This window comes from Acidisoma sp. C75 (genome assembly GCF_054665095.1).
Window position 1 is genome coordinate 413,520 of sequence record NZ_BAAFHD010000001.1, and the last position, 19,325, is coordinate 432,844.

The following is a 19,325-nucleotide window of genomic DNA, read 5'->3' on the forward strand; positions in this document are numbered from 1 at the left end:
GCTTTATCTGGCCCTGGGCGGCAGTTTGACGGCCGGCGCCTGTGTCATGACCTTGCGGCCGGGCGGCGCGTCGGGCGCGGCGACGCCGGTATCGGCATAGTCGAACAGCCGGACCATCGCGAGATGGTTGAGATCGGCCTCGGGAAAGACCTCGGGCACATGATCGGCATTGTAGTGGACGGTGCCGAGTGGCAGGCCGGCGGGGAAGGCGTCTGCCGCGGCGCTCGTCACCACCCGCTCGCCCTCCACTGGCGGCTTGCCCTCCGGCCAGTAGCGCAGCACCGGCAGGGCGCCGTTGGTGCCTTCGAGGATGGCGTGGCCGCCGCTTTGTTCCAGCGTCACCGGAATGCGGCTGTTGATATCGGTGATGAGGAGCACCCGCGCGCTGCGGCTCCCGACTTCGGTGACGCGGCCGACGACGCCCCGCTCATCCATGGCGATTTCGCCGGTCACGATATGATGCGGCGGGGTGACGGCGAGGAGGACGGAGCGGGCGTAGATCCCCCCGGCATCGGCGACCACCGGGGCGGTGGTGAAGGCCGGGGCGGCAGGCGGCATCCAATTGAGTTCCGCCTTGAACTGCTCGTTCTGCGCTTCGAGCGCGAGGGCCGCCGCCTGCCAGCGGCGCAGCTGCTCGTTTTCGGCCCGCAGCCGGGCGTTCTCCGCCTCGATATCCCAGATCTGCACGATATCCCGGCCAGCGCCGCGGATGGTGGCGAGCGGCGGCGCCATGGCGGCATAGATCGGCGAGAGCAGATCGGCGAGCGCCACCCGCACTTCGACGGCGAGCACCGCATCGGCCTTGCCGATGAGCATAAGGCCGAAGGCCGCCGCGATCAGCACCGGCAGCGAAAGTTTTTCCAGAGCCTGCCTGACGGGTATGGAAAGCCTGATCACCGTCCCCGGATCTCCGATCGAAGCCTTGTGCGAAGATGGGCGCTATACAAAAGCCGGCCCGGAGAAGCGAATCCTAATGTCGCATGCGTGCCGGGCTGAATGCGCGCGGGGCGCTCCGTCGCGGGGCGTGCGGCCCCGGCGGCATGTCGCCGCCGGGCTTCAGGGTGAGGCGTGCCGCCGCCGCGCTTCAGGGCATCGCCTCAATACATCGAGGTCAGCACGTTCTGCAGGCGCTTCATCTCCTCCAGCGCCCGGCCGGTGCCGAGAGCCACGCATTGCAGCGGCTCCTCCGCCACCACCACGGGCAGCCCCGTCTCATCCCGCAGCACCTGATCGAGGCGGTGCAGCAGCGCGCCGCCGCCGGTCAGCACGATGCCCTTGTCCACGATATCGGCGGCAAGCTCGGGCGGGGTGTTTTCCAGCGCGACCTTGACCGCTTCGACGATGGCGCTGACCGGTTCGGCCAGGCTCTCGGCGATCTGCCGCTGGCTTACCATCACCTCGCGGGGCACACCGTGCATGAGATCGCGCCCCTTCACTTCGCGCCAGGGCCCATCGATCCCTGGCGCTTCGGGCATCGCCGCGCCGACATCCATCTTGATCCGCTCGGCGGTGCTCTCGCCGATCAGCAGGTTATGGTTGCGGCGGATATAGCTGATGATCGCCTCGTCGAGCTTGTCCCCGCCGGTGCGCACGCTGCGGGCATAGACGATGCCGCCGAGCGAGATGACGGCGACCTCGGTGGTGCCGCCGCCGATATCGACGACCATGCTGCCCGAGGGTTCCGTCACCGGCAGGCCGGCGCCGATCGCCGCCGCCATCGGCTCCTCGATCAGCAACACCTTCCGGGCGCCTGCGCTTTCGGCGCTTTCCTGGATGGCGCGGCGCTCCACCGCGGTCGAGCCCGAGGGCACGCAGACGATGATGAGCGGGCTCGCGAAGCCCCGGCGATGATGCACCTTGCGGATGAAGTGCTTGATCATCTCTTCGGCGATCTCGAAATCGGCGATCACGCCGTCCCGCATCGGGCGGATGGCGGAGATATTGCCGGGCGTCCGGCCGAGCATGCTCTTCGCTTCCTCGCCCACCGCGAGCACCTGCTTCTTGCCGCGGACATCGGCGATGGCGACGACCGAGGGCTCGTTCAGCACGATGCCTCGGCCTTTGACATAGACGAGCGTATTGGCCGTGCCGAGGTCGATCGCCATATCGGCCGACATCATTCCGAGAATGCGAGAGAACATCAGAGGGCAACCTTCCACGCGCGGGGCAACGAGGGCGGGGCTTACCCGCAGGGTTCCTGCTTCACAAGAGGGGGATTGGGCAGGGCGCGGGTGCGCGGGCGCATTTGCCGCATCGGCGGGGCTGGCGCCCGCCGCGGCCGATGGGCTAGCAAGCCCCTTTCGCCGGGCCGCCTGCCTTCCGCGGCCGGCCTGGCGCCAGGACGGACGACGAGCATGAGCGTGCCAGACGAAACCCTGCGCCTCGCCGAGGCGCTGATCTTCGCCTCCGCGACCCCGGTGCCGCTGCGCAGCCTCGAAGCCCTGCTGCCCGAGGATGTCGCGGTCGAGGCCGTGCTGGCGGGCTTGCGCGCGCGCTATGCCGGGCGCGGGGTGGAGGTGGCGGAGGTCGCCGGCGGGCTGCAATTCCGCACAGCGCCCGATCTCGCCCCCCGCCTCACCCGGGTGATCGAGGTGCCGCGCCGCCTGCCGCGCGTGGCGATGGAGACGCTCGCCATCATCGCCTATCGCCAGCCGGTAACGCGGGGCGAGATCGAGGAGGTGCGCGGCACTGCCCTTTCGCAGAACACGCTCGACGCGCTGCTGGAAGCCGAGCTGATCGCCCCCTGCGGCCGGAAGGACAGCCCCGGGCGGCCGACGCTCTGGGGCACGACGCCGACCTTCCTGGCGCGATTCGGCCTCAAGGCGCTGTCCGACCTGCCGCGGCGCGAGGATCTCATCAACGAGGCGCAGGTCTCCCCGGGCGTGGCGCGCGCGCCGGAGGGGGAGGCAGCGGCCGAGGCGCCCGACGGTGCGGCGACGAGCGAGACCATGTCGCCGGCGCGCGAGGCGGATGGCAGCGGCGGAGCGCCGCCGCCCCCCGGGCCGGCGCCGGGCGAAGCCCCCGGCGGCTGAGGGCGGTTTCCCCGGCCGCCATTCCCTGCTAGCTGTCCGTCAGGGAGCATTGAGGCGATATGTTCGATTTCCTGTCCTGGGCGCATGTCGCCGTCATCGCGGCGGCGGCGCTGATCTTCATCGGCCCGAAAGACATGCCGGTGGCGATCCGCTCCATCACCTCCATGCTCAAGAAAGCCCGCAAGATGGCGGGCGAGTTCCAGAGCCAGATGGATGATGTCGTCCGCGAGGCCAATCTCCACGAGGTGCGGGACAGCATCAACGAGCTGCGCGGCGGGCTGAACGTGCGCGAGCAGCTCGGCCGGATCATCGACCCGGACCGCACCATCCGCTCCGCCTTCGAGGATCCGATGGCCGAGCAGCGGCCGGCCGGCACCTCGCTCGCCGAGGCCGGGGCGGTCGAGACGCATGAAATCGGCGCCTTCCCGGAATATACGATTGACCGCCCCGACGATCTGGAGCCCTTGGCAGGCGGCGGGTCCGGGGGCGGGTGGCGCCCGGTCTTCATTCCGCCGCAGCTGAGCTTGACGGGCGGGCGGCCAGCCTTCATCCCGCCAGGCATCCGCCGCTGACGGCGGCGGACCGCGAAACACAGACAAAGACCGAGGCAGAGCCGGACGTGGCGCGCGACGACAACGATGTGATCGACGACAAGCCGATGCCCCTCTTGGAGCATCTGTCGGAACTGCGCCGCCGCCTGCTGTGGTCGGGCGTTGGCTTCATCATCGCCTTCCTGATCTGCTACCACTTCTCCTTCCGCATCTATTCCTTCATCGCCCACCCGCTGGTGGAAGTGCTGAAGGCGCGCGGGCAGGAGCCGCGGCTGATCTACACCCAGCTCTACGAAGCCTTTTTCACCTACATCAAGGTTGCCGCCTACGCGGCCTTCTTCGTCTCCTTCCCGCTGATCTCCTCCCAGGTCTGGCTGTTCATCGCTCCGGGCCTCTACCGGAGCGAGAAGCGGGCGCTGCTGCCCTTTATCCTCGCCACCCCGGTGCTGTTCCTGGCGGGTGCCGCGCTCGCCTACTACTTCATCTTCCCCATCGCCTTCGGCTTCTTCCTGAGCTTCCAGACGCCGGTGAGCCACCCGGCCCCGGATGGCATGCAGATCCAGCTGATGGCGCGCGTCTCGGAATATCTTGGCCTTGTCATGAAGCTGGTGCTGGCTTTCGGCATCGCCTTCGAACTGCCCGTGGCGCTGACGCTGATGGGCAAGGTCGGGCTCGTGCGCGCCAAGACCCTCAAGCGCTATCGCCGCTACGCCTATGTCGGCTGCTTCGTCATCGCCGCTGTGCTGACGCCGCCGGATGTGCTGACGCAGACCGGCCTCGCCGTGCCGCTGATCCTGCTTTACGAGATCTCGGTCTTCTGCGTGCGACTGGTGCAGCCGAAGCTCGACGAGGAATAGCGCGCCGAGCCCCGCGCGCCGAACCGATGCCGGACCGATTTGAGACGGAAAGCCTGACCCATGCATGATATTCGCGCCATCCGCGCCGAGCCGGAGGCTTTCGACGCGGCGCTCGCCCGCCGCGGCATCGCCCCCCAGGCGGAGCAGATCCTCGCGCTCGATGCCACCCGCCGCACGGCGCTCGCCGAATTGCAGGAGCGGCAGGCAGAGCGCAACGAGCGAGCTCGTGCCATCGGCCAGGCCAAGCGCGCCGGTGAGGATACCGCGGCGCTGGAGGCGGAGGCGGTCGCGCTGCGCAGCGCGATGGAGGGCCTCCAGGCGCGGGCCGATGCGGCGGAAGCCGAGACCAAGGGCTGGCTCGAAAGTCTCCCCAATATCCTCGACCCGGACGTGCCGGAAGGCGCGGACGAGAGTGCCAATGTCGTCCTCAAGCATTGGGGCGAGGTGCCGGAATTCCCCTTCACGCCGCGCCAGCATTTCGAACTGGGCGAGGCGCTGGGGCTGATGGATTTCGCCTCCGCCGCCAAGCTCGCCGGGGCCCGTTTCACCGTGCTGCGCGGCGCGCTGGCGCGGCTCGAACGCGCGCTCGGCCAGTTCATGATCGACCTGCACACCACCGAGCATGGCTATGAGGAGATGGTGGTGCCGAGCCTCGTGAATGATGCCACCGTCTATGGCACCGGGCAGCTGCCGAAATTCGCCGAAGACCTGTTCCGCACGACGGATGGGCGCTGGCTGATCCCGACGGCGGAAGTGCCGCTCACCAATATGGCGGCGGGTGAGATCGTGCCCGCCGCCGCGCTGCCCTGGCGCCTCACGGCGCTCACCGATTGCTATCGCAGCGAGGCGGGATCGGCCGGGCGGGATACGCGCGGCATGCTCCGCCAGCATCAGTTCCGGAAAGTGGAGATGGTCTCCATCACCCGCCCCGAGGAGAGCGACGCCGAGCATGAGCGCATGACACGCTCGGCCGAGACGGTGCTGGAGCGGCTCGGCCTGCCCTATCGGCGGATCGTGCTCTGCGCCGGCGATACCGGCTTCGGCGCCGCCAAGACCTATGATCTTGAAGTCTGGCTGCCGGGGCAGGGGGCTTGGCGGGAGATCAGCTCCTGCTCCAACACCCGAGCCTTCCAGGCGCGGCGGATGAATGCGCGGCTGCGCGGCGAGGATGGCAAGGTCGCGGGCTTCCTCCACACGCTCAACGGCTCGGGTGTGGCCGTCGGCCGCGCGCTTATCGCGGTGATGGAAAACGGCCAGCAGGCGGATGGCTCGATCCTGCTGCCCGAAGCGCTGCGGCCCTACATGGGCGGGCGTGAGCGCATCGCGCCGGCCTAAACCTGCCAGCCTGAGCCTGGCGGGCTGAGCCTGCCGGGGGCACCCTCGGCGCGCCGTCGCGGCCTTGTGAGTGGCTCCTTCCCCGGCCTCGCCCACCTCAAGCGCAGATCAACGGCGTTGAGGCTGGATCGGGAGGGGAGAGCGAATGGGAAAGATCGTCGTCATCACGGGGGCGAGCGCCGGCGTCGGCCGCGCGACGGCCCGGGAATTCGCCCGGCACGGCTATGATGTCGGCCTCATCGCGCGTGAGCCGGAGCGGCTGGAAGCGGCCGCTCAGGAACTTCGCAGCCGCTACGGCGTGCGGGCTCTGGCGCTGCCCACCGATGTCGCCGATGCCCGCGCCGTGGAGGCGGCGGCCGACCGGGCGGAGGCGGAGCTCGGCCCGATCGACACCTGGGTGAATGTCGCCATGGCGACCGTCTTTGCGCCGGTGGCGGAGCTGGAGCCCGAGGAGATTCTGCGGGGCACCGCCGTCACTTATCTCGGCCAGGTCTATGGCACGATGGCGGCGCTGGCCCGGATGCGCAGGCGCAACCGCGGCAAGATCGTCAATGTCGGCTCCGCGCTCGCCTATCGGTCAGTGCCCTTGCAGGCGGTCTATTGCGGCGCCAAGGCGGCCATCCGCGGCTTCATGGACAGTCTGCGCTCGGAGATCATCCACGATAAGCTGGCAGTGGAACTGACCGTCGTGGATCTGCCCGCCGTCAACACTCCGCAATTCGACTGGGCGGCGAACAAGACCGGGCGGAAGGCGCGGCCGGTGGCGCCCGTCTATCAGCCCGAGGTGCCGGCACGCGCGATCTACTTCGCCGCGACCCATAGCCGGCGGGAAGTCTGGGTCGGCACTTCGACGATCAAGGCGATCCTCGGCAACCGCATCGCCCCCGGCCTGCTCGACTGGTATTTGGCCAAGACCGCCTATCAGGGCCAGATGCGCCAGGAGCCGGTGACACGCGACCCCCAGGGCAATCTCTTCGCGCCGGTGCCGGGCCGTTTCGCCGCGCATGGCAGCTTCGGCGACGAGGCGCGGAATTTCAGCCTGGAAACCTTTACCGACCGGCATCGCAGCTTCGCCCTCTGCGCCGCGGGCGTGCTCCTCGCGGTCGCGGTCAGCGGCTGGGGCTTCCGCCGCCGCGGGGCTTGACCTGGCGCAAGGCTGCCGCGCCTCATCGGTGCTCAACTCTCCCCGGCACGCGGGGCGTGGGAGGCGGCGATGGCGGCCAGAGGCAAGGCGGCGGAGGATAACGCGGCGGCGTTGCAGGCGCGGGTCTTTGCCTGGCTCGGCGATGCCGAGACGCACGGGCTGAAGGAGCCTGTCCGCCGGATCGATACCCATGCCGCCGTCGTCTTTCTCGCCGGGCCAGACGCCTACAAGGTCAAGCGCGCCGTCACCTATCCCTTTCTCGATTTCTCGACGCTTGACCGGCGGGAGGCTGCCTGCCGGGCAGAAATCGCCATCAATGCCGGCAATGCGCCCGCGCTCTACCTCGGCGTCGTCCCGGTGTGCGAGGCGGCGGATGGCCGGCTCTCGCTTGGCGGCACGGGCAAGGTGGTGGAATGGGCGGTGCATCTCCGCCGGTTCGACGACGGCGCGACACTCGACCGGCTGGCTGCCGGCGCGCCGCTCGGGCCGGCGCTATCGGATGCCCTGGCGGCCGTCATCCTCGCCGCCCATGCCCGCGCGCCGCGCTGCGACGATCTCGGCATGGCGCTGCACATGCGCGTCATCCTCGCAGATACCCTGGCCGATCTGCGGGCCGCGGGCGCCATTCTGCCCGGCGGCGAGGTCCGCGCCGTGGCAGCTTCCCTCGGCGCCGCTTTCGAGGAGGTGGAGCCGCTGCTGCTCGGCCGGGCGGCGGCGGGGTTCCTCCGCCGCTGCCATGGCGATCTGCACCTCGGCAATATCGTGCTGATCGAGGGCGCGCCGGTATTGTTCGACGCGATCGAGTTCGATGACCGGATCGCGACCTGCGATCTCCTCTACGACCTCGCCTTCCTGCTCATGGATCTGTGGGAACGGGGCTACGAGGCCGATGCCAACCGCCTGTTCAACCGCTATCTCGCGGGCGCGGAGGAGCCGGAAGCGATGATCCCGGGCCTCGCCGCGCTGCCGCTGTTCCTCGCATTGCGCGCCGCCATCCGTGCCAAGGTGCTGGCCGCGCTCGCCCGGCTCGCGCCCCCCGATGCGGCGGGCGTGCCCGGCACGCGCGCCGCCCGCTACCTCTCCTTGGCTGAGCGCTTCCTGGCCCCTGCGCCGCCGCGCCTCGTCGCGATCGGCGGGCTGTCCGGCACCGGCAAGACGCGCCTCGCCGCGGCGCTCGCCCCGGTGCTGGGCCGTGCCCCCGGCGCGCTGCATCTCCGCAGCGACGTGATCCGGAAGGATTATTTCGGCGTGCCGGAGCAGACGCGGCTGGAGGCGGCGGCCTATGCGCCGGCGGTCTCGGCCGAGGTCTATCGCCGTATGGCCGCGCGCGCCCGGGCTGGCTTGCGCGCCAGGCAAAGCGTCATTCTCGACGCGACGCATCTGGCGGAAGCGGAGCGCGCCGCCGCCGCCGCGCTCGCGGCCGCGGAGGGGGTTCCTTTCACCGGCCTGTGGCTGGAAGCGCCGCCCGGCGTGCTCGCCGCCCGGGTCGCCGCCCGGATGGGTGATGCCTCGGATGCGACGGAAGCGGTGGTCATCGCCCAGGCGGCGCGGGATACCGGGCCGATCCATTGGCAGCGGCTGGAAAGCGGTGGCGATTTCGTCCATCTCCGGGCGATCGCCCTGGCAGCGGTCGGCGCCGGCGCGGGCCGCGCATCCGGCGTCTGACTTGCGAAAGATCAATGCGCTGCCCTGCCCGGGCGCTAGGCTCTCGTCCGCATAAAGAGGGGGAGGTTGCCATGGCGGCAGAAGCAGCAGCGATCATGACGCGCGATGTCGTTACTGCCGGGCCGGACGATCCGGTGCGGCTCATCGCCCGGCGCATGCTCGATCGTGGGATCAGCGCGGTGCCGGTCTGCGGGCCTGGGGGCGAGGTGCTCGGCATGGTGAGCGAGGGCGATATCCTGCGCCCCTTCACCACCGAGCGGATGCTCAAGCGCGCCTGGTGGCTGGAAATGCTGGCCGAAGGGCATTCCCTCGCGCCGGAGTTCGAGGATTACCTGGCGGCGGACGGCCGCCGTGCGCGCGATCTGATGAGCAGCCCGGTGATCAGCGCCGAGGAGGGCACCGCGGTCGCCGATATCGCCGAGCTCATGGTGAAGCATCAGATCAAGCGGGTGCCGATCCTGCGCCAGGGCAAGATCGTGGGCATCGTCAGCCGCGCCGATATCATCCGCAGCCTGGCCGGCGGTCACGGGCTCTGAGCGCCGGCGGCGGCCTCACGGCCCGCCGCCCAGGCTGCCGCCGCAAGGGGCCGCATAGCGCCGCCAGATGGCGCGGCTGATCCGGCGGCGGCTTTCCTCCGCATCGCTTCCGCTCACCGCCGCGATCGCCTCCGCTTCCTGCGCCAGCCCCTCGTCGCGGATCACGTCGCGGAACCAGGCGGCATAGTCGCCCGCCCGCAGATGATGCAGCCAGATCTCGGCGCTTACCCGGCCGGCGAGGTCGATGAAGGCGTAGAGGTTACGCGCCGGCTGGTTGATGCGCTGCTCCGGCCCGCGAAAATAGAAGCTGTGCCAGGGGCCGAGATCGCCCGCCGCGTATTTGCCGATATGGCGATGGTGCGGCTGGTGGGGTGGGATCGGGCGCAAGACCCGGACGGAGCCCTCATCGCCGATCCGCCAGCAGAGCATGGCGCCATGCTCGGCGGCCGGGACAGCGGCGGGCAGGGGATGGCCGGATAGCGCGCTGACCTCGGCCAGGATCTCCCGCGGGCGGGGGCCGAGGGCCAGGATCGTCCCCGCCGCGCGCAGGACGGCAGGCGCCAGCATGGCGGCTTCGAGCGAGATGAAGATGAGCCCGGGCGCCCCTTTCGGCAGCGCCGGCGCGGGCCCGCTCTGGCCCGGTGGGATCACCTCATGCGCCTCGTCGATAACGAGCCAGTGGGGCCGGCCGCTCCGCTCGCGCAGTTGGGTCGCCTCGGCCAGCAACTGCGCGAAGCTGCGCCGCCGCCCGTCCAGCGTCAGCGCCTGGGCGTTGATGACGAGGCTGGTGCCACCTTCACGCAGCATGGCGAGCCCGTCGGCCAGATGCGGCGGGGTGGCGCTGCCGCCGAGCGTCAGCGCATGGCGCAGCCCCACGTAATCCCCTTCGGGATCGAGCACGCAGAAGCTGAGGCCCTGCTCGGCCATGCGCTCGGTCAGGCTGGTCGCGAGGGTTGATTTGCCGCAGCGCGAGGGGCCGAGGATGAGTGCCGGCCCGTCAGAGGGGCTGAGATAGTCGGGCCCGCCGGCGCTGTCATGGCCAAGGAGCAGACCATGATGCGCGAGCGGCGCGAGGCGCGCATCCTCGCCCATGATCCGGTCGATCAGCTCCACCACCCCGGCGCCGTTCCGCCCGGCGAGGACGAGATCGACGCTGGCTTTCAGCGCCGGCGTCGCGTTGGCGACAGCGGCGGAAAGGCCGCATTGGGCCAGGAAGGAGTGATCGTTCTCGGCATCGCCCACGCCCACCACGTTCTTGGCCGAGACCCCGTGCGCGGCGAGGGCCTGAGCGAGGCCCGAAGATTTCGAGATCCCGCTTGGCAGGATCATCACCGCGCCCTTGTTGAAGGCGATCTGCATGTCGAGGCCGAGTTCGCGGATCACCGCAAGGCAGGTCGCCTCATGCGGTTCCCAGGTGGCGATGATGGCACGGCCGACGGCAAGCGGGCGCACCCCGCGATGGCGCAGCTCGGCCACCAGATGGGCCGGCGGCGGCGGTGCGAGCGGCCGCTCCTCCCCGGTTGCGGGATCGTAGAGAACCGCCCCGTTCTCGGCTACGATCGTATCGAAGGCGGCGAGATCGGGCACCACGTGGCCGAGATCGGCCAGTTCCCGCCCGGTGACGAGGAGGACGCGGCCTCCGGCCTTGCGAAAGCGGGCAAGCGCTGAGAGGGCGGCCGGGTCGATCGCCCCGTCATGCGCCAGGGTGCCATCGAAATCGGTCGCGAGGGCGAGGAAATACATCGGCCGGTGGCGCCCGCTACCCGCTTAATGAGACAGCAGCACGCAGCGCTCGTGCTGGCCGAGCAGGCTGCGCGTGACCCCGCCGAAGATCCATTCCCGCAGGCGGTCATGCGCATAGGCCCCGGCGATGACGAGATCCGCCTGCTCGGTGCGGGCGGTTGCCAGCAGCTGCGGCCCGTCCTCCCCGATCGCTGCGAGCGGCCGCCTCTCGGCCTGGATCTTGTGGCGAGCGAGCCAGGCGGCGACGGCGGCGAGCCGCTCCCCGGCTGCCGCCAGATCCGCGGCGGGGGCGATTTCGCAGAGCGTGATGCGGCGACATTTGCGCAGAAGCGGCAGGCTATCGGCGAGCGCGCGGCGGGCGGCCCTGCCGTCCTTCCAGCCGATCAGCGCGTGATCGAGCGTCAGTGGCGCGCCGTCCGCCGGCACGATGAGCACCGGGCGCCCGGCTTCGGTGACGAGATCGCCGAGCGAGAGACCGCTCGGTACCCGGCCGAGGCTGTGCGGCGGGTCGGCGGCGACGAGGACGAGATCGGCCACGCGGGTACAGGCCGCGACGGCGGCGGCGAGCGGCGCCTCCGTCAGCCCGGCGAACCAGCCGAGGCTTGCCGCCTGGCCGCGCAGCGCGCTGCGGAAAGCAGCTTCGGCCGCGGCGAGGTCAGCCCCGCGCTCGGCGCGGTCGGCGGCCAATCCTTCGGCTGCGAGGAAGATCGGTCCGGTCGTCATCGGGGGCGGCTGATAGAGGGCGATCCCTTCGACATGGGCGCCGAAGCGGGCTGCGAGGCCGGCAGCGGCGGCCAGCAGGGGGCGATTGTCCCCGCCAGGGGTGAGGTTCACGAGCAGGGTGACAAGGGCCATGGCATCTCTCCTGGGCAGGCAGGCGCCGTGCGGATGGCGCAGGATTGGCTTCGCCGCCATGCGCGCGATCAATGCGCGGCTCGCCCGCCCCGTGCATTGATCGCGATCAATATGAGGCGGCGTGGCAGGGGCGCCAGGCCGGGCGGAAAGCCCGGCGCCCCGATCAAACCTGCGGCGCGCACTCTCTAAATGCTTGCAACGGCGGCATCGTCTGCTCCTAAAAGAAGTGCCCGAGCGTGGGCGGGCGGCGCCCCACGGCCCTGGCGGCGGGGCGCCCATAGAGCGCAGGAAGCGCGCCGTCTGTGAGGAATGATATGCCTGGTCCGACAAGCCTTCTTCGGCTGAAGCTTCGCGCGCGCCGTGCTCGGCTCGCCTTCCTGCTCGCTGCCCTTCTCGCCTCGCCCGCTCTGAACCCGGTCTCCGCGGCCGCCGCCGCGCCTGTAACGCGCGCCTGGTCCGGCGCCTATGATTGCGCGCAGGGCCCCACCGGCTTGCGGCTTCTGCTGACGACGGAGCCGGATGGCTCCGCCCATGGGCTTTTCGATTTCCACGCGGTGAAGCAGAATCCGGATGTGCCGCAGGGTTGCTTCGAACTCAAGGGCCGGATCGACGCTGCCGGCCGCTTCACCCTGCTGCCCGGCGCCTGGCGGCTGCAGCCGCCGAATTACGTGAGCGTCGCGCTCGTCGGCCAGGAGATCGCGGGCGGCGGCCTCGCGGGCCGGGTGCTCGGCCCCGGCTGCACCGGCTTCGCGCTGCAGCCGCTGCCGCGGGCGGCCTGGGGGGCGCTGCAATCCGCGTGCATCGGAGCCGTTTCCTGATGGATGGCGAACTGCGCGAGGGCGGGGCGGCGGCCGTGCTGCACCATGCCGGCGGCCTCTCCGACGCCGAGCTGGAGGCCCAGGCTTTCGATCTCGCCCCGGTCTCGCTCTGGCTCGAGGACTATTCCGCCCTGCATCGGCATTTCGCGGAGTTGCGCGCCGCCGGCATCAGCTCGCTCGCTGAATATTTCGCGCCCGATCCGGCGCGGGTCTCCGCCTGCGCGGCCTGCCTGCGGGTTCTCAAGGTGAACCGCCGCACGCTCGAACTCTACGAGGCACGCACGCTCGCGGATATCGTCGGCAATCTCGACCGGGTCTTCGGCGAGGAATCGCTCGCCAGCCACGCGCTGGAACTCGCCCAGCTCTGGGAAGGCAAGACGCGGTTTCAGAGCCGCACGGTGAACTACACGCTCGGCGGCCGGCGCCTCGATGTCGAGGTGACGGGCCATGTCCTGCCCGGCTTCGAGGGCGATATGGGGCGCGTGCTGGTCTCCGTGCAGGATGTGACGGCGCGCGAGACGGCGCTCGCCAGCCTGGCGACGAGCGAGCGCTATGCCCGCGCGCTCTTCGAATTCTCGCCGGTCTCCCTCTGGGTCGAGGATTTCTCCACCATCCGCCGCATGCTGGAGGAGGTGCGCGGATGCGGCATCACCGATTTCCGCACCTTCCTCGACGTGCATGAGGATTTCGTGCTGCGCTGCATGCGTGAGATCCATGTGCTGGAGGTCAATGATTACACCCTGCGCCTGTTCCGCGCGCCGGATATGAAGACCCTTCTCGCCCGCACCGCCGAGATCTTCCGCGACAAGATGGTGGTGCCCTTCAAGGAGCAGCTGCTCGAATTCTGGGACGGCAAGGTGCAGCAGCAGCGGGAGGTGCTGAACTACTCGCTGATCGGGGAGGAGTTGCATCTGCATCTGCAATCGACCGTGATGCCCGGCCATGAGGGCAGCTGGTCGCGCGTTCTGATCGCGCTCACGGATATCACCGCCCGCAAGAAGGCCGAAGCCTATCTGGAATTCCTCGGCAAGCACGATGAGCTGACCAAGCTCTACAACCGCTCCTTCTACGCGAGCGAGATCAACCGGCTGGAGCGGCGCGGCCGCTACCCGATTTCCGTCATCATGATCGACCTCAACGGCCTCAAGGCTGTCAATGATGAGCTTGGCCATCAGGCGGGGGATGCGCTGCTGCGGCGGCTGGGCGAGGTGCTGGGGAAGGCGACGGTGGGCGGGCAATATGCCTGCCGCATTGGCGGGGATGAATTCGCCATCATCATGCCGGATGTGGATGAGGTGGGCGCGGCCGCGATGATCGACCATCTCACCGAACTGCTGGTGATCAACAACCAGTATTACGGCACGCCGATCGTCGCGGCGATGGGGCGCGCCACCGCCCATCACGGCGCCCGGCTGGAACCGGTCATCCGGCAGGCCGATCGCGCGATGTACGAGGCGAAGAAGGCCTATTACCTCGATGCCGGCCTGGCGATGGACGGGACCGCCCCGCCTGGACCGGGGGAACTGGGGCGCGGGAGCGAGGCGGTGGCGGGCGGCACGCTGCCATAGGCGAGAGGCGGGCGACGCCTATCTCTGGCGAGGCCACGGCCGGGCGATTGGGTTGGGGAGGGGCCGGCCGGTGGGGCGCCCACGGGCCTCCCCGGCGGGGTGATGCCGCCGGCGCGCAGCAGCCGACCGAGCGGTGTGCCCTCTCCGGCCACCTCGCAGGCGACCTCGCGTGCCAGCGCCTCGATCCGCTCGCTCGTTGGCAGCAGTTTTTGCAACAGCGGCAGGGCAGGGGCGGGGGCCGGCCGCGGCTGCGGGCGCGTTGCGGCCCGCGCCTGGCCGCCAGCGGCGGCGCCCGGCGCGGCCGGTGCTCCCGTCAATCCCCAATCCTCGGCGATCTGCCAGGTGGAAGAGATCGGCCCCGGCAGGATGAAGCGGCTGGCGGCCGGATCGCCGATGCGCGCCGCCGGCTCCGCCGCCTCAGGCGTGATCGGCGCCGCATGGCCAAGCGCCGGAATACTGTAGAGGGTGAGGCGCGCCTTGCCCGTGGCGTCCCGCCAGGTGACGCGCGTCGCCCCCGCGATCTCGTCCTGCTCCGGGCTTTCCTCGGAGAGGCCCATCACCGCCGTCCATTGCTTGGCGAGTTCCTGGGCGTTGACGGGATTGACCACATGGTCCGCCTCGCCCTGCCAGAGGGAGACCGGCGGCCAGGGGCCGGCATGGGCGGAGGCCAGGCGCACCCGCTCGGCCAGTTCCTCGGCCGGGCGGATGCGGCCCTGGCCCATGACGCCGAAGGCCTCATGCGCGGAGGCCGCGGCCCCGAAGGGCAGGCCGGCGATGATCGCGGCGCCGGCAAAGAGTTCCGGATAGGTCGCGAGCATGGCACCCGCCATCGCGCCACCGGCCGAGAGACCGGTGATATAGACCCGCGCCGGGTCGAGCCCGTGGCGGCCGACGAGAAAGCGGATCATCGCGGCGATCGAGGCGACCTCTCCTGTGCCCCGCGCGATGTCGGTGGGCTCGAACCAGTTGAAGCATAGGTTGGGGTTGTTCATCGGCTGCTGCTCCGGCAGAGCCAGGGCGAAGCCGTGCCGCGCGGCAAGCTCCCCCCAGCCGGAGCCCTCGAGGTATTCGGCCGCGCCCTGCCGGCAGCCATGCAGCACCACGACGAGCGGCGCCCCCGCGCCGAGGCTCTCCGGCAGGTAGGCGCGCAGGCGGAGATTGCCCGGATTGGGCCCGAAATCCGCAATGCTGCGAAGCGGGGAGTGCGAAACCTCGTCGCCTGCCGCCGGCCTCCCCGCGCCCGGTCCCGCCTCGCCTTGCGGGAAAAAGCGCAACCACTGGTCGAAAAACCCTTCCGGGCTGAAAGGCGTCGTCATCTTCGGAGAGACCTCTGCGATCATGCTGAGCGAAGGGGAAGCGGAGTTTCCTATTCGCTACAACGAACATGGTGCGCTGCACAATAATGCGCAAGCCTCCCGGCGGGAGGCAGCCCTGCCCGGCATCGGGTCAAGAGCCGGTGATCCACCGCCGCGCCGCCGCCGGCGGCTTCAGCCGGCCGGTGGGCGGGGCAAATCCTCGATCGACGGCCTAAGCCCTGCTGCGTCGCGCCAGCATGCGTTTGAGTTCGCGCGGATGGGCGACGCCGAAGAGCAGGGCGAGGATGCCGAAGGTCACCATGCCGCTGCCGACGAGGGCGGCAAGCGCCGCCAGCCTTAGCCCGAGATGCGGCGCATCGAGCGCGCCATGCAGGAGAGGGTGGACAAGCAGCAATTCCCCGCCCATCCCGATGGCTGCGAGCAGGATGCGCGGCAGGCTGCGGCGGCAACGGGCATCGAGGGAGAATTGCCCCCGGCGCGAGGAGAGCGCCATCAGCGCCAGCGCATTCACCCAGCCCGCAATCGAGGTGGCGAGCGCGATGCCGACATGGGCGAGGCCGGAATAGAGGCCGAGCGTGATGGTCAGCACGATATTGAGCGCCATGGCGCTGGCCGCGACCTTCACCGGGGTCAGCGTGTCCGACCGGGCGAGAAAATCCGTGACCACCACCTTGATGAGCACGAAGGCGGGCAGGCCGAGCGCATAGGCCGTCAAGGTCGGCGCGACTTCCGCCACCTGATGCGGCCCGAATTTCCCGCGTTCGAAGAGCACATGCAGGATCGGGTGGCTTTCCAGCATGAGGGCGACCGCCGCCGGCAGCGTCAGCAGCAGCGCGAGTTCGAGGCCGCGATTCTGCGTATGCCGCGCGGCACTTTCCTCACCCCGGCGGATGTGGCGCGAGAGCGTCGGCAGGATCGCGGTCGCGACCGCGATGCCGACGACGCCGAGCGGCAATTGGTTCAGCCGGTCGGCATAGGAGAGGTAGGAGACGGAGCCCGTGGGGGCGAGGGAGGCGATGGCGGTGGAGACGAGGAGGTTGAGCTGCGTCGCCCCGGCGCCGAACACGCCCGGCAGCATGATCCGCATCAGCCGCCGGAGTTCGGGCGAGACATGCAGGCGCGGCCAGCCGAGGCGCAAGCCCGCCCGCCGGCAGCACCAGGCGAGCCAGAGGCATTGCGCGATGCCGGAGAGGGTGACGGCGGCGGCCAGCGTCTGCCCCATCACCGGCCGGTGCAGCAGCGCGAGGATGAGAAAAACGTTGAGCAGGATGGAGGTCGCCGCGGTCGCTGCGAAACGATCGGTCGCGTTCAGCAGCCCGCCCTGGAAGGAGGCGAGCGAGATGAAGGCGAGATAGGGGAAGGTGATGCGGGTAAGCTCGACCGTCAGCCGGAAATGCGCGGGGTCGCTATCGAAGCCGGGGGCGACCACGTGCAGGATGGCGGGGGTGAAGATTTCGCCGAGGATGACGAAGAGGGTGAGGGCCAGAAGCAGGCCGGAGAAGGTATCCTGGGCGAAGCGCATGGCACGCTCCTGCCCGTCTTTGGCGACCATGCCGGAAAACAGCGGCACGAAGGCGGCGGAGAAGGCGCCTTCGGCGAAGAGGGTGCGGAAGAGGTTGGGCAGGCGGAGGGCGACGAAGAAGGCATCGCTCATCGCGCCGGCGCCGAGCGCCGAGGCGGTCAGGATCTCGCGCACGAAGCCGAGGATGCGGCTGATCATGGTATAGCCGCCGACGGTGGCGACCCGGCGGAGGAGGGCCATGACGGTCTTTCGCTAAGCGGGAAGGGCGGGCCGCCGCCCGGCCCACACCGGGCGAGGGCGGCTCCCGCCTCGGGGGCGCGCGATCACCGCTCCGGGGTAGTCGTGTCGGCAGCAATCGCCACGCGGCCGGATCGGATCAGCCCATCCGGCCACGCCGCGTTCTAATGCACCACCGGGCCCTGAAGCTCAAGCGCGCGGGCCGTCACCTCCAGAAGCCCCGCGGCGCGGGCGAGAGCGGCGGCGATGGGGCGCGGCTGGGCAGGCTCGGCCGCGGCGATGCGGGCGCGCAGATCGGCGAGCAGCTTGCCTGCCTCGGGGCTGTCGCGCAGCGCCTGTTGCGCTTCCGGCGACAGGGCCGAGGCGAAGTCGAACACCTCGCTCGCATATTGGGCGAGGTCGGACGCGGCTTCGGCCGCCTCCTCCGCCGTTTCCAGCGCGGCGAGTGCCGCCTCGATATCCCGCCCATAGGAGCGCAGCACCCGGCCCGTCACCCCATCGGGGTCTCTGTGCCAGTCCGGCGGGATGCTCTCCTTCTGCCATTCCGCGAGGATCGCCGCGGCGACCTGAACGTCCATCCGCTCGTCACGCACGAAGTGCCGGTGCAGGATGACGCGCCAATCCTCCCAGGCGCCGCCCGTCTCGGCGGCGGTGGCGGCGGTGAGGGCGAGGATGAGCCCCTCCGTGGTGCGGCGGGAGCGGGCGCCGAGGGTCGCGAAATGGGCCGCGATGCGGGGCGCGAGATCGGCCGGCGGCGCATCCCCTAGCGCGGCAAGCAGGCGGGACCAGAGCTGGTCGAGCTCGTCATCCGTGCCGATGCGGTCGGACCAGGGGTCGGCATCGCCGTCCCCGCCATCCTCGTCGCCAGCGAAGTGGGCGACATCGTCGTCGTAAAGCGGATCGTCTTCGGTCAAACGCAGGCTCTCCTGGCAGGGGGTCTTGCGGGGCGCTTCCCAGCGCTGTCGCTGACATAGGCAGCGCGGCCGCGCAATCGAGCGGCCCCGAAGGGCGGCGCCGCGCCGCGCCTCGCTCGTCGCTCCCGCTGCCCCGCCTGTCACAAGGCTGCGAGACATGGGGCGAAACTCTGGCGGGCGGCAAGTTGCCCTTTATATCGGGCCTAACTCGCTCGCTTAGTGGAGGCTGCTATGAAATTCGCGCAAGGCGCATTCTTCGCCACGGTCTTTTCGGGGATCTGTGCCGCTGCGGCCTACGCCCAGGGAACGACATCCCTAGGCGCGGCATCGGGGCCGGAGGCCTGGGTGCAGGTCCATACCGGGCAGGCGGGGGCCGGCTACGTGGCGGCGCAGCCCATCCTGCGCAAGGATTCCTACGCGGTCATCTGGCATCTGCAGAACTTTGCCGATGCCCGCGCGGTAGGCGGCAAGACCTATCGCTCGATGAAGACGCAGGTCGAGTATAATTGCGCGGCGCGCGAAAGTCGGGCGGTCTATGCCGAGATGTATGCGGGCGCGATGGCGACGGGCCGGCTGGTCGATCTCAGCTATGACGAAGGCGGCTGGCGGCAGGTGCCGGCCGCCGCGGGCGGCTTCCGCCTCGCCTGTTCGCAAGCGCCGCAGCCGGCGGTGCTCGCCTCCGCGCCCTGAGCCGCGCGCGGCGAGGACTTCCGCCGCACCTCTTCGGCGCCTAACCTCTCGTACCGCGCAGAGAGAGCCGCAACAGGGAGGTTTCGCCATGGAGATCAAGCGCGCGGGCAGCACACCCTCGGGCCTCGGACCGGCCGCGTATTTCACCGGTGCGGTGCGGATCGACCCCCTGGCAAGCCCGCCGGAGCCGGCGCGCGTCGCGGCCGCCCATGTTACCTTCGAGCCCGGGGCGCGGACCGCCTGGCACACCCATCCCCTCGGGCAGACGCTGATCGTGACGCAAGGCTGTGGCTGGGCGCAGCGGGAAGGCGGGCCGCGCGAGGAGATCCGGCCGGGTGACGTGGTGTGGTTCGCGCCCGGCGAGAAGCACTGGCATGGCGCGACGGCGACGACCGGCATGAGCCATATCGCCATCCAGGAAAAGCAGGACGGCAGCCCCGTCGATTGGCTGGAACAGGTGTCCGACGCGGAGTACGGCGGCTAACCAGGCGCCTCTTGCTTCCGTGCCCGCGGCGTCCGATCATCCTTCGCTCATCGGGGGA

Annotated in this window: 18 protein-coding genes; 11 read left to right on the top strand and 7 right to left on the bottom strand. The window is 70.1% G+C overall.

The features are described from left to right. Positions 1 to 3: 3 nt before the first annotated feature. Positions 4 to 897 carry a rod shape-determining protein MreC gene (gene mreC, locus ACYQ7X_RS01840; RefSeq protein ID WP_459695111.1) on the bottom strand — a complete coding sequence of 298 codons (894 nt, stop codon included), beginning with the start codon at positions 895 to 897 and terminating at the stop codon, positions 4 to 6. A 200-nt stretch (positions 898 to 1,097) separates the two neighbouring features. Further along, entirely contained in the window at positions 1,098 to 2,141 is a 1,044-nt protein-coding gene (locus ACYQ7X_RS01845; RefSeq protein ID WP_459695112.1) for a rod shape-determining protein, read from the bottom strand. A 213-nt stretch (positions 2,142 to 2,354) separates the two neighbouring features. On the opposite strand from ACYQ7X_RS01845, the gene scpB reads away from it, so the two are divergent. From scpB to ACYQ7X_RS01880, 7 genes are all read left to right on the top strand, one after another. Continuing rightward, positions 2,355 to 3,032: an SMC-Scp complex subunit ScpB gene (gene scpB / locus ACYQ7X_RS01850; protein WP_459695113.1), complete on the top strand. Its 678-nt coding sequence runs from the start codon at positions 2,355 to 2,357 to the stop codon at positions 3,030 to 3,032. A gap of 59 nt (positions 3,033 to 3,091) precedes the next feature. Further along, positions 3,092 to 3,604: a Sec-independent protein translocase family protein gene (locus ACYQ7X_RS01855; protein ID WP_459695114.1), complete on the top strand. Its 513-nt coding sequence runs from the start codon at positions 3,092 to 3,094 to the stop codon at positions 3,602 to 3,604. Between the two features lie 86 nt (positions 3,605 to 3,690). Then, positions 3,691 to 4,440, top strand: a complete 750-nt coding sequence (tatC, locus tag ACYQ7X_RS01860; protein ID WP_459695209.1) for a twin-arginine translocase subunit TatC — start codon at positions 3,691 to 3,693, stop codon at positions 4,438 to 4,440. 60 nt (positions 4,441 to 4,500) lie between these two features. Further along, positions 4,501 to 5,775 (top strand): serine--tRNA ligase, encoded by a 1,275-nt coding sequence (gene serS / locus ACYQ7X_RS01865; protein WP_459695115.1) that lies wholly within the window; start codon positions 4,501 to 4,503, stop codon positions 5,773 to 5,775. Positions 5,776 to 5,920: 145 nt separating this feature from the next. Beyond that, positions 5,921 to 6,919: an SDR family oxidoreductase gene (locus ACYQ7X_RS01870; protein WP_459695116.1), complete on the top strand. Its 999-nt coding sequence runs from the start codon at positions 5,921 to 5,923 to the stop codon at positions 6,917 to 6,919. 69 nt (positions 6,920 to 6,988) lie between these two features. Further along, positions 6,989 to 8,584 (top strand): bifunctional aminoglycoside phosphotransferase/ATP-binding protein, encoded by a 1,596-nt coding sequence (locus ACYQ7X_RS01875; protein ID WP_459695117.1) that lies wholly within the window; start codon positions 6,989 to 6,991, stop codon positions 8,582 to 8,584. Positions 8,585 to 8,655: 71 nt separating this feature from the next. Beyond that, the gene (locus tag ACYQ7X_RS01880; protein WP_459695118.1) at positions 8,656 to 9,120 is read left to right on the top strand and encodes a CBS domain-containing protein; all 465 of its coding nucleotides are present in this window, start codon (positions 8,656 to 8,658) and stop codon (positions 9,118 to 9,120) included. 15 nt (positions 9,121 to 9,135) lie between these two features. Here the strand turns inward: ACYQ7X_RS01880 and ACYQ7X_RS01885 are convergent, their stop codons facing one another. Both ACYQ7X_RS01885 and ACYQ7X_RS01890 read right to left on the bottom strand, forming a co-directional pair. Beyond that, complete coding sequence (locus ACYQ7X_RS01885; RefSeq protein ID WP_459695119.1) at positions 9,136 to 10,863, bottom strand: HAD family hydrolase; 1,728 nt, start codon at positions 10,861 to 10,863, stop codon at positions 9,136 to 9,138. Between the two features lie 24 nt (positions 10,864 to 10,887). Then, the gene (locus ACYQ7X_RS01890; RefSeq protein WP_459695120.1) at positions 10,888 to 11,718 is read right to left on the bottom strand and encodes a hypothetical protein; all 831 of its coding nucleotides are present in this window, start codon (positions 11,716 to 11,718) and stop codon (positions 10,888 to 10,890) included. Positions 11,719 to 12,032: 314 nt separating this feature from the next. On the opposite strand from ACYQ7X_RS01890, the gene ACYQ7X_RS01895 reads away from it, so the two are divergent. Both ACYQ7X_RS01895 and ACYQ7X_RS01900 read left to right on the top strand, forming a co-directional pair. Further along, positions 12,033 to 12,536: a hypothetical protein gene (locus ACYQ7X_RS01895; RefSeq protein WP_459695121.1), complete on the top strand. Its 504-nt coding sequence runs from the start codon at positions 12,033 to 12,035 to the stop codon at positions 12,534 to 12,536. After that, positions 12,536 to 14,104: a sensor domain-containing diguanylate cyclase gene (locus ACYQ7X_RS01900; protein ID WP_459695122.1), complete on the top strand. Its 1,569-nt coding sequence runs from the start codon at positions 12,536 to 12,538 to the stop codon at positions 14,102 to 14,104. Before ACYQ7X_RS01895 ends, ACYQ7X_RS01900 begins: the two co-directional genes overlap by 1 nt. Here ACYQ7X_RS01900 and ACYQ7X_RS01905 read toward each other — a convergent pair. The 3 genes from ACYQ7X_RS01905 to ACYQ7X_RS01915 form a co-directional block, all read right to left on the bottom strand. After that, complete coding sequence (locus ACYQ7X_RS01905) at positions 14,005 to 15,420, bottom strand: extracellular catalytic domain type 1 short-chain-length polyhydroxyalkanoate depolymerase (RefSeq protein WP_459695123.1); 1,416 nt, start codon at positions 15,418 to 15,420, stop codon at positions 14,005 to 14,007. The genes ACYQ7X_RS01900 and ACYQ7X_RS01905 overlap by 100 nt on opposite strands. Before the next feature lie 211 nt (positions 15,421 to 15,631). Next, a complete protein-coding gene (gene murJ / locus ACYQ7X_RS01910; protein WP_459695124.1) occupies positions 15,632 to 17,182 on the bottom strand; it encodes a murein biosynthesis integral membrane protein MurJ in 1,551 nt (516 codons plus the stop codon). 161 nt (positions 17,183 to 17,343) lie between these two features. Further along, entirely contained in the window at positions 17,344 to 18,093 is a 750-nt protein-coding gene (locus tag ACYQ7X_RS01915) for a hypothetical protein (RefSeq protein WP_459695125.1), read from the bottom strand. Positions 18,094 to 18,324: 231 nt separating this feature from the next. Here ACYQ7X_RS01915 and ACYQ7X_RS01920 point away from each other — a divergent pair, with 231 nt between their 5' ends. Continuing rightward, the gene (locus ACYQ7X_RS01920; RefSeq protein ID WP_459695126.1) at positions 18,325 to 18,783 is read left to right on the top strand and encodes a surface-adhesin E family protein; all 459 of its coding nucleotides are present in this window, start codon (positions 18,325 to 18,327) and stop codon (positions 18,781 to 18,783) included. A gap of 88 nt (positions 18,784 to 18,871) precedes the next feature. After that, on the top strand, positions 18,872 to 19,267 hold the full coding sequence (locus ACYQ7X_RS01925) for a (R)-mandelonitrile lyase (RefSeq protein ID WP_459695127.1): 396 nt from the start codon (positions 18,872 to 18,874) through the stop codon (positions 19,265 to 19,267). The last annotated feature ends 58 nt before the right edge of the window (positions 19,268 to 19,325 follow it).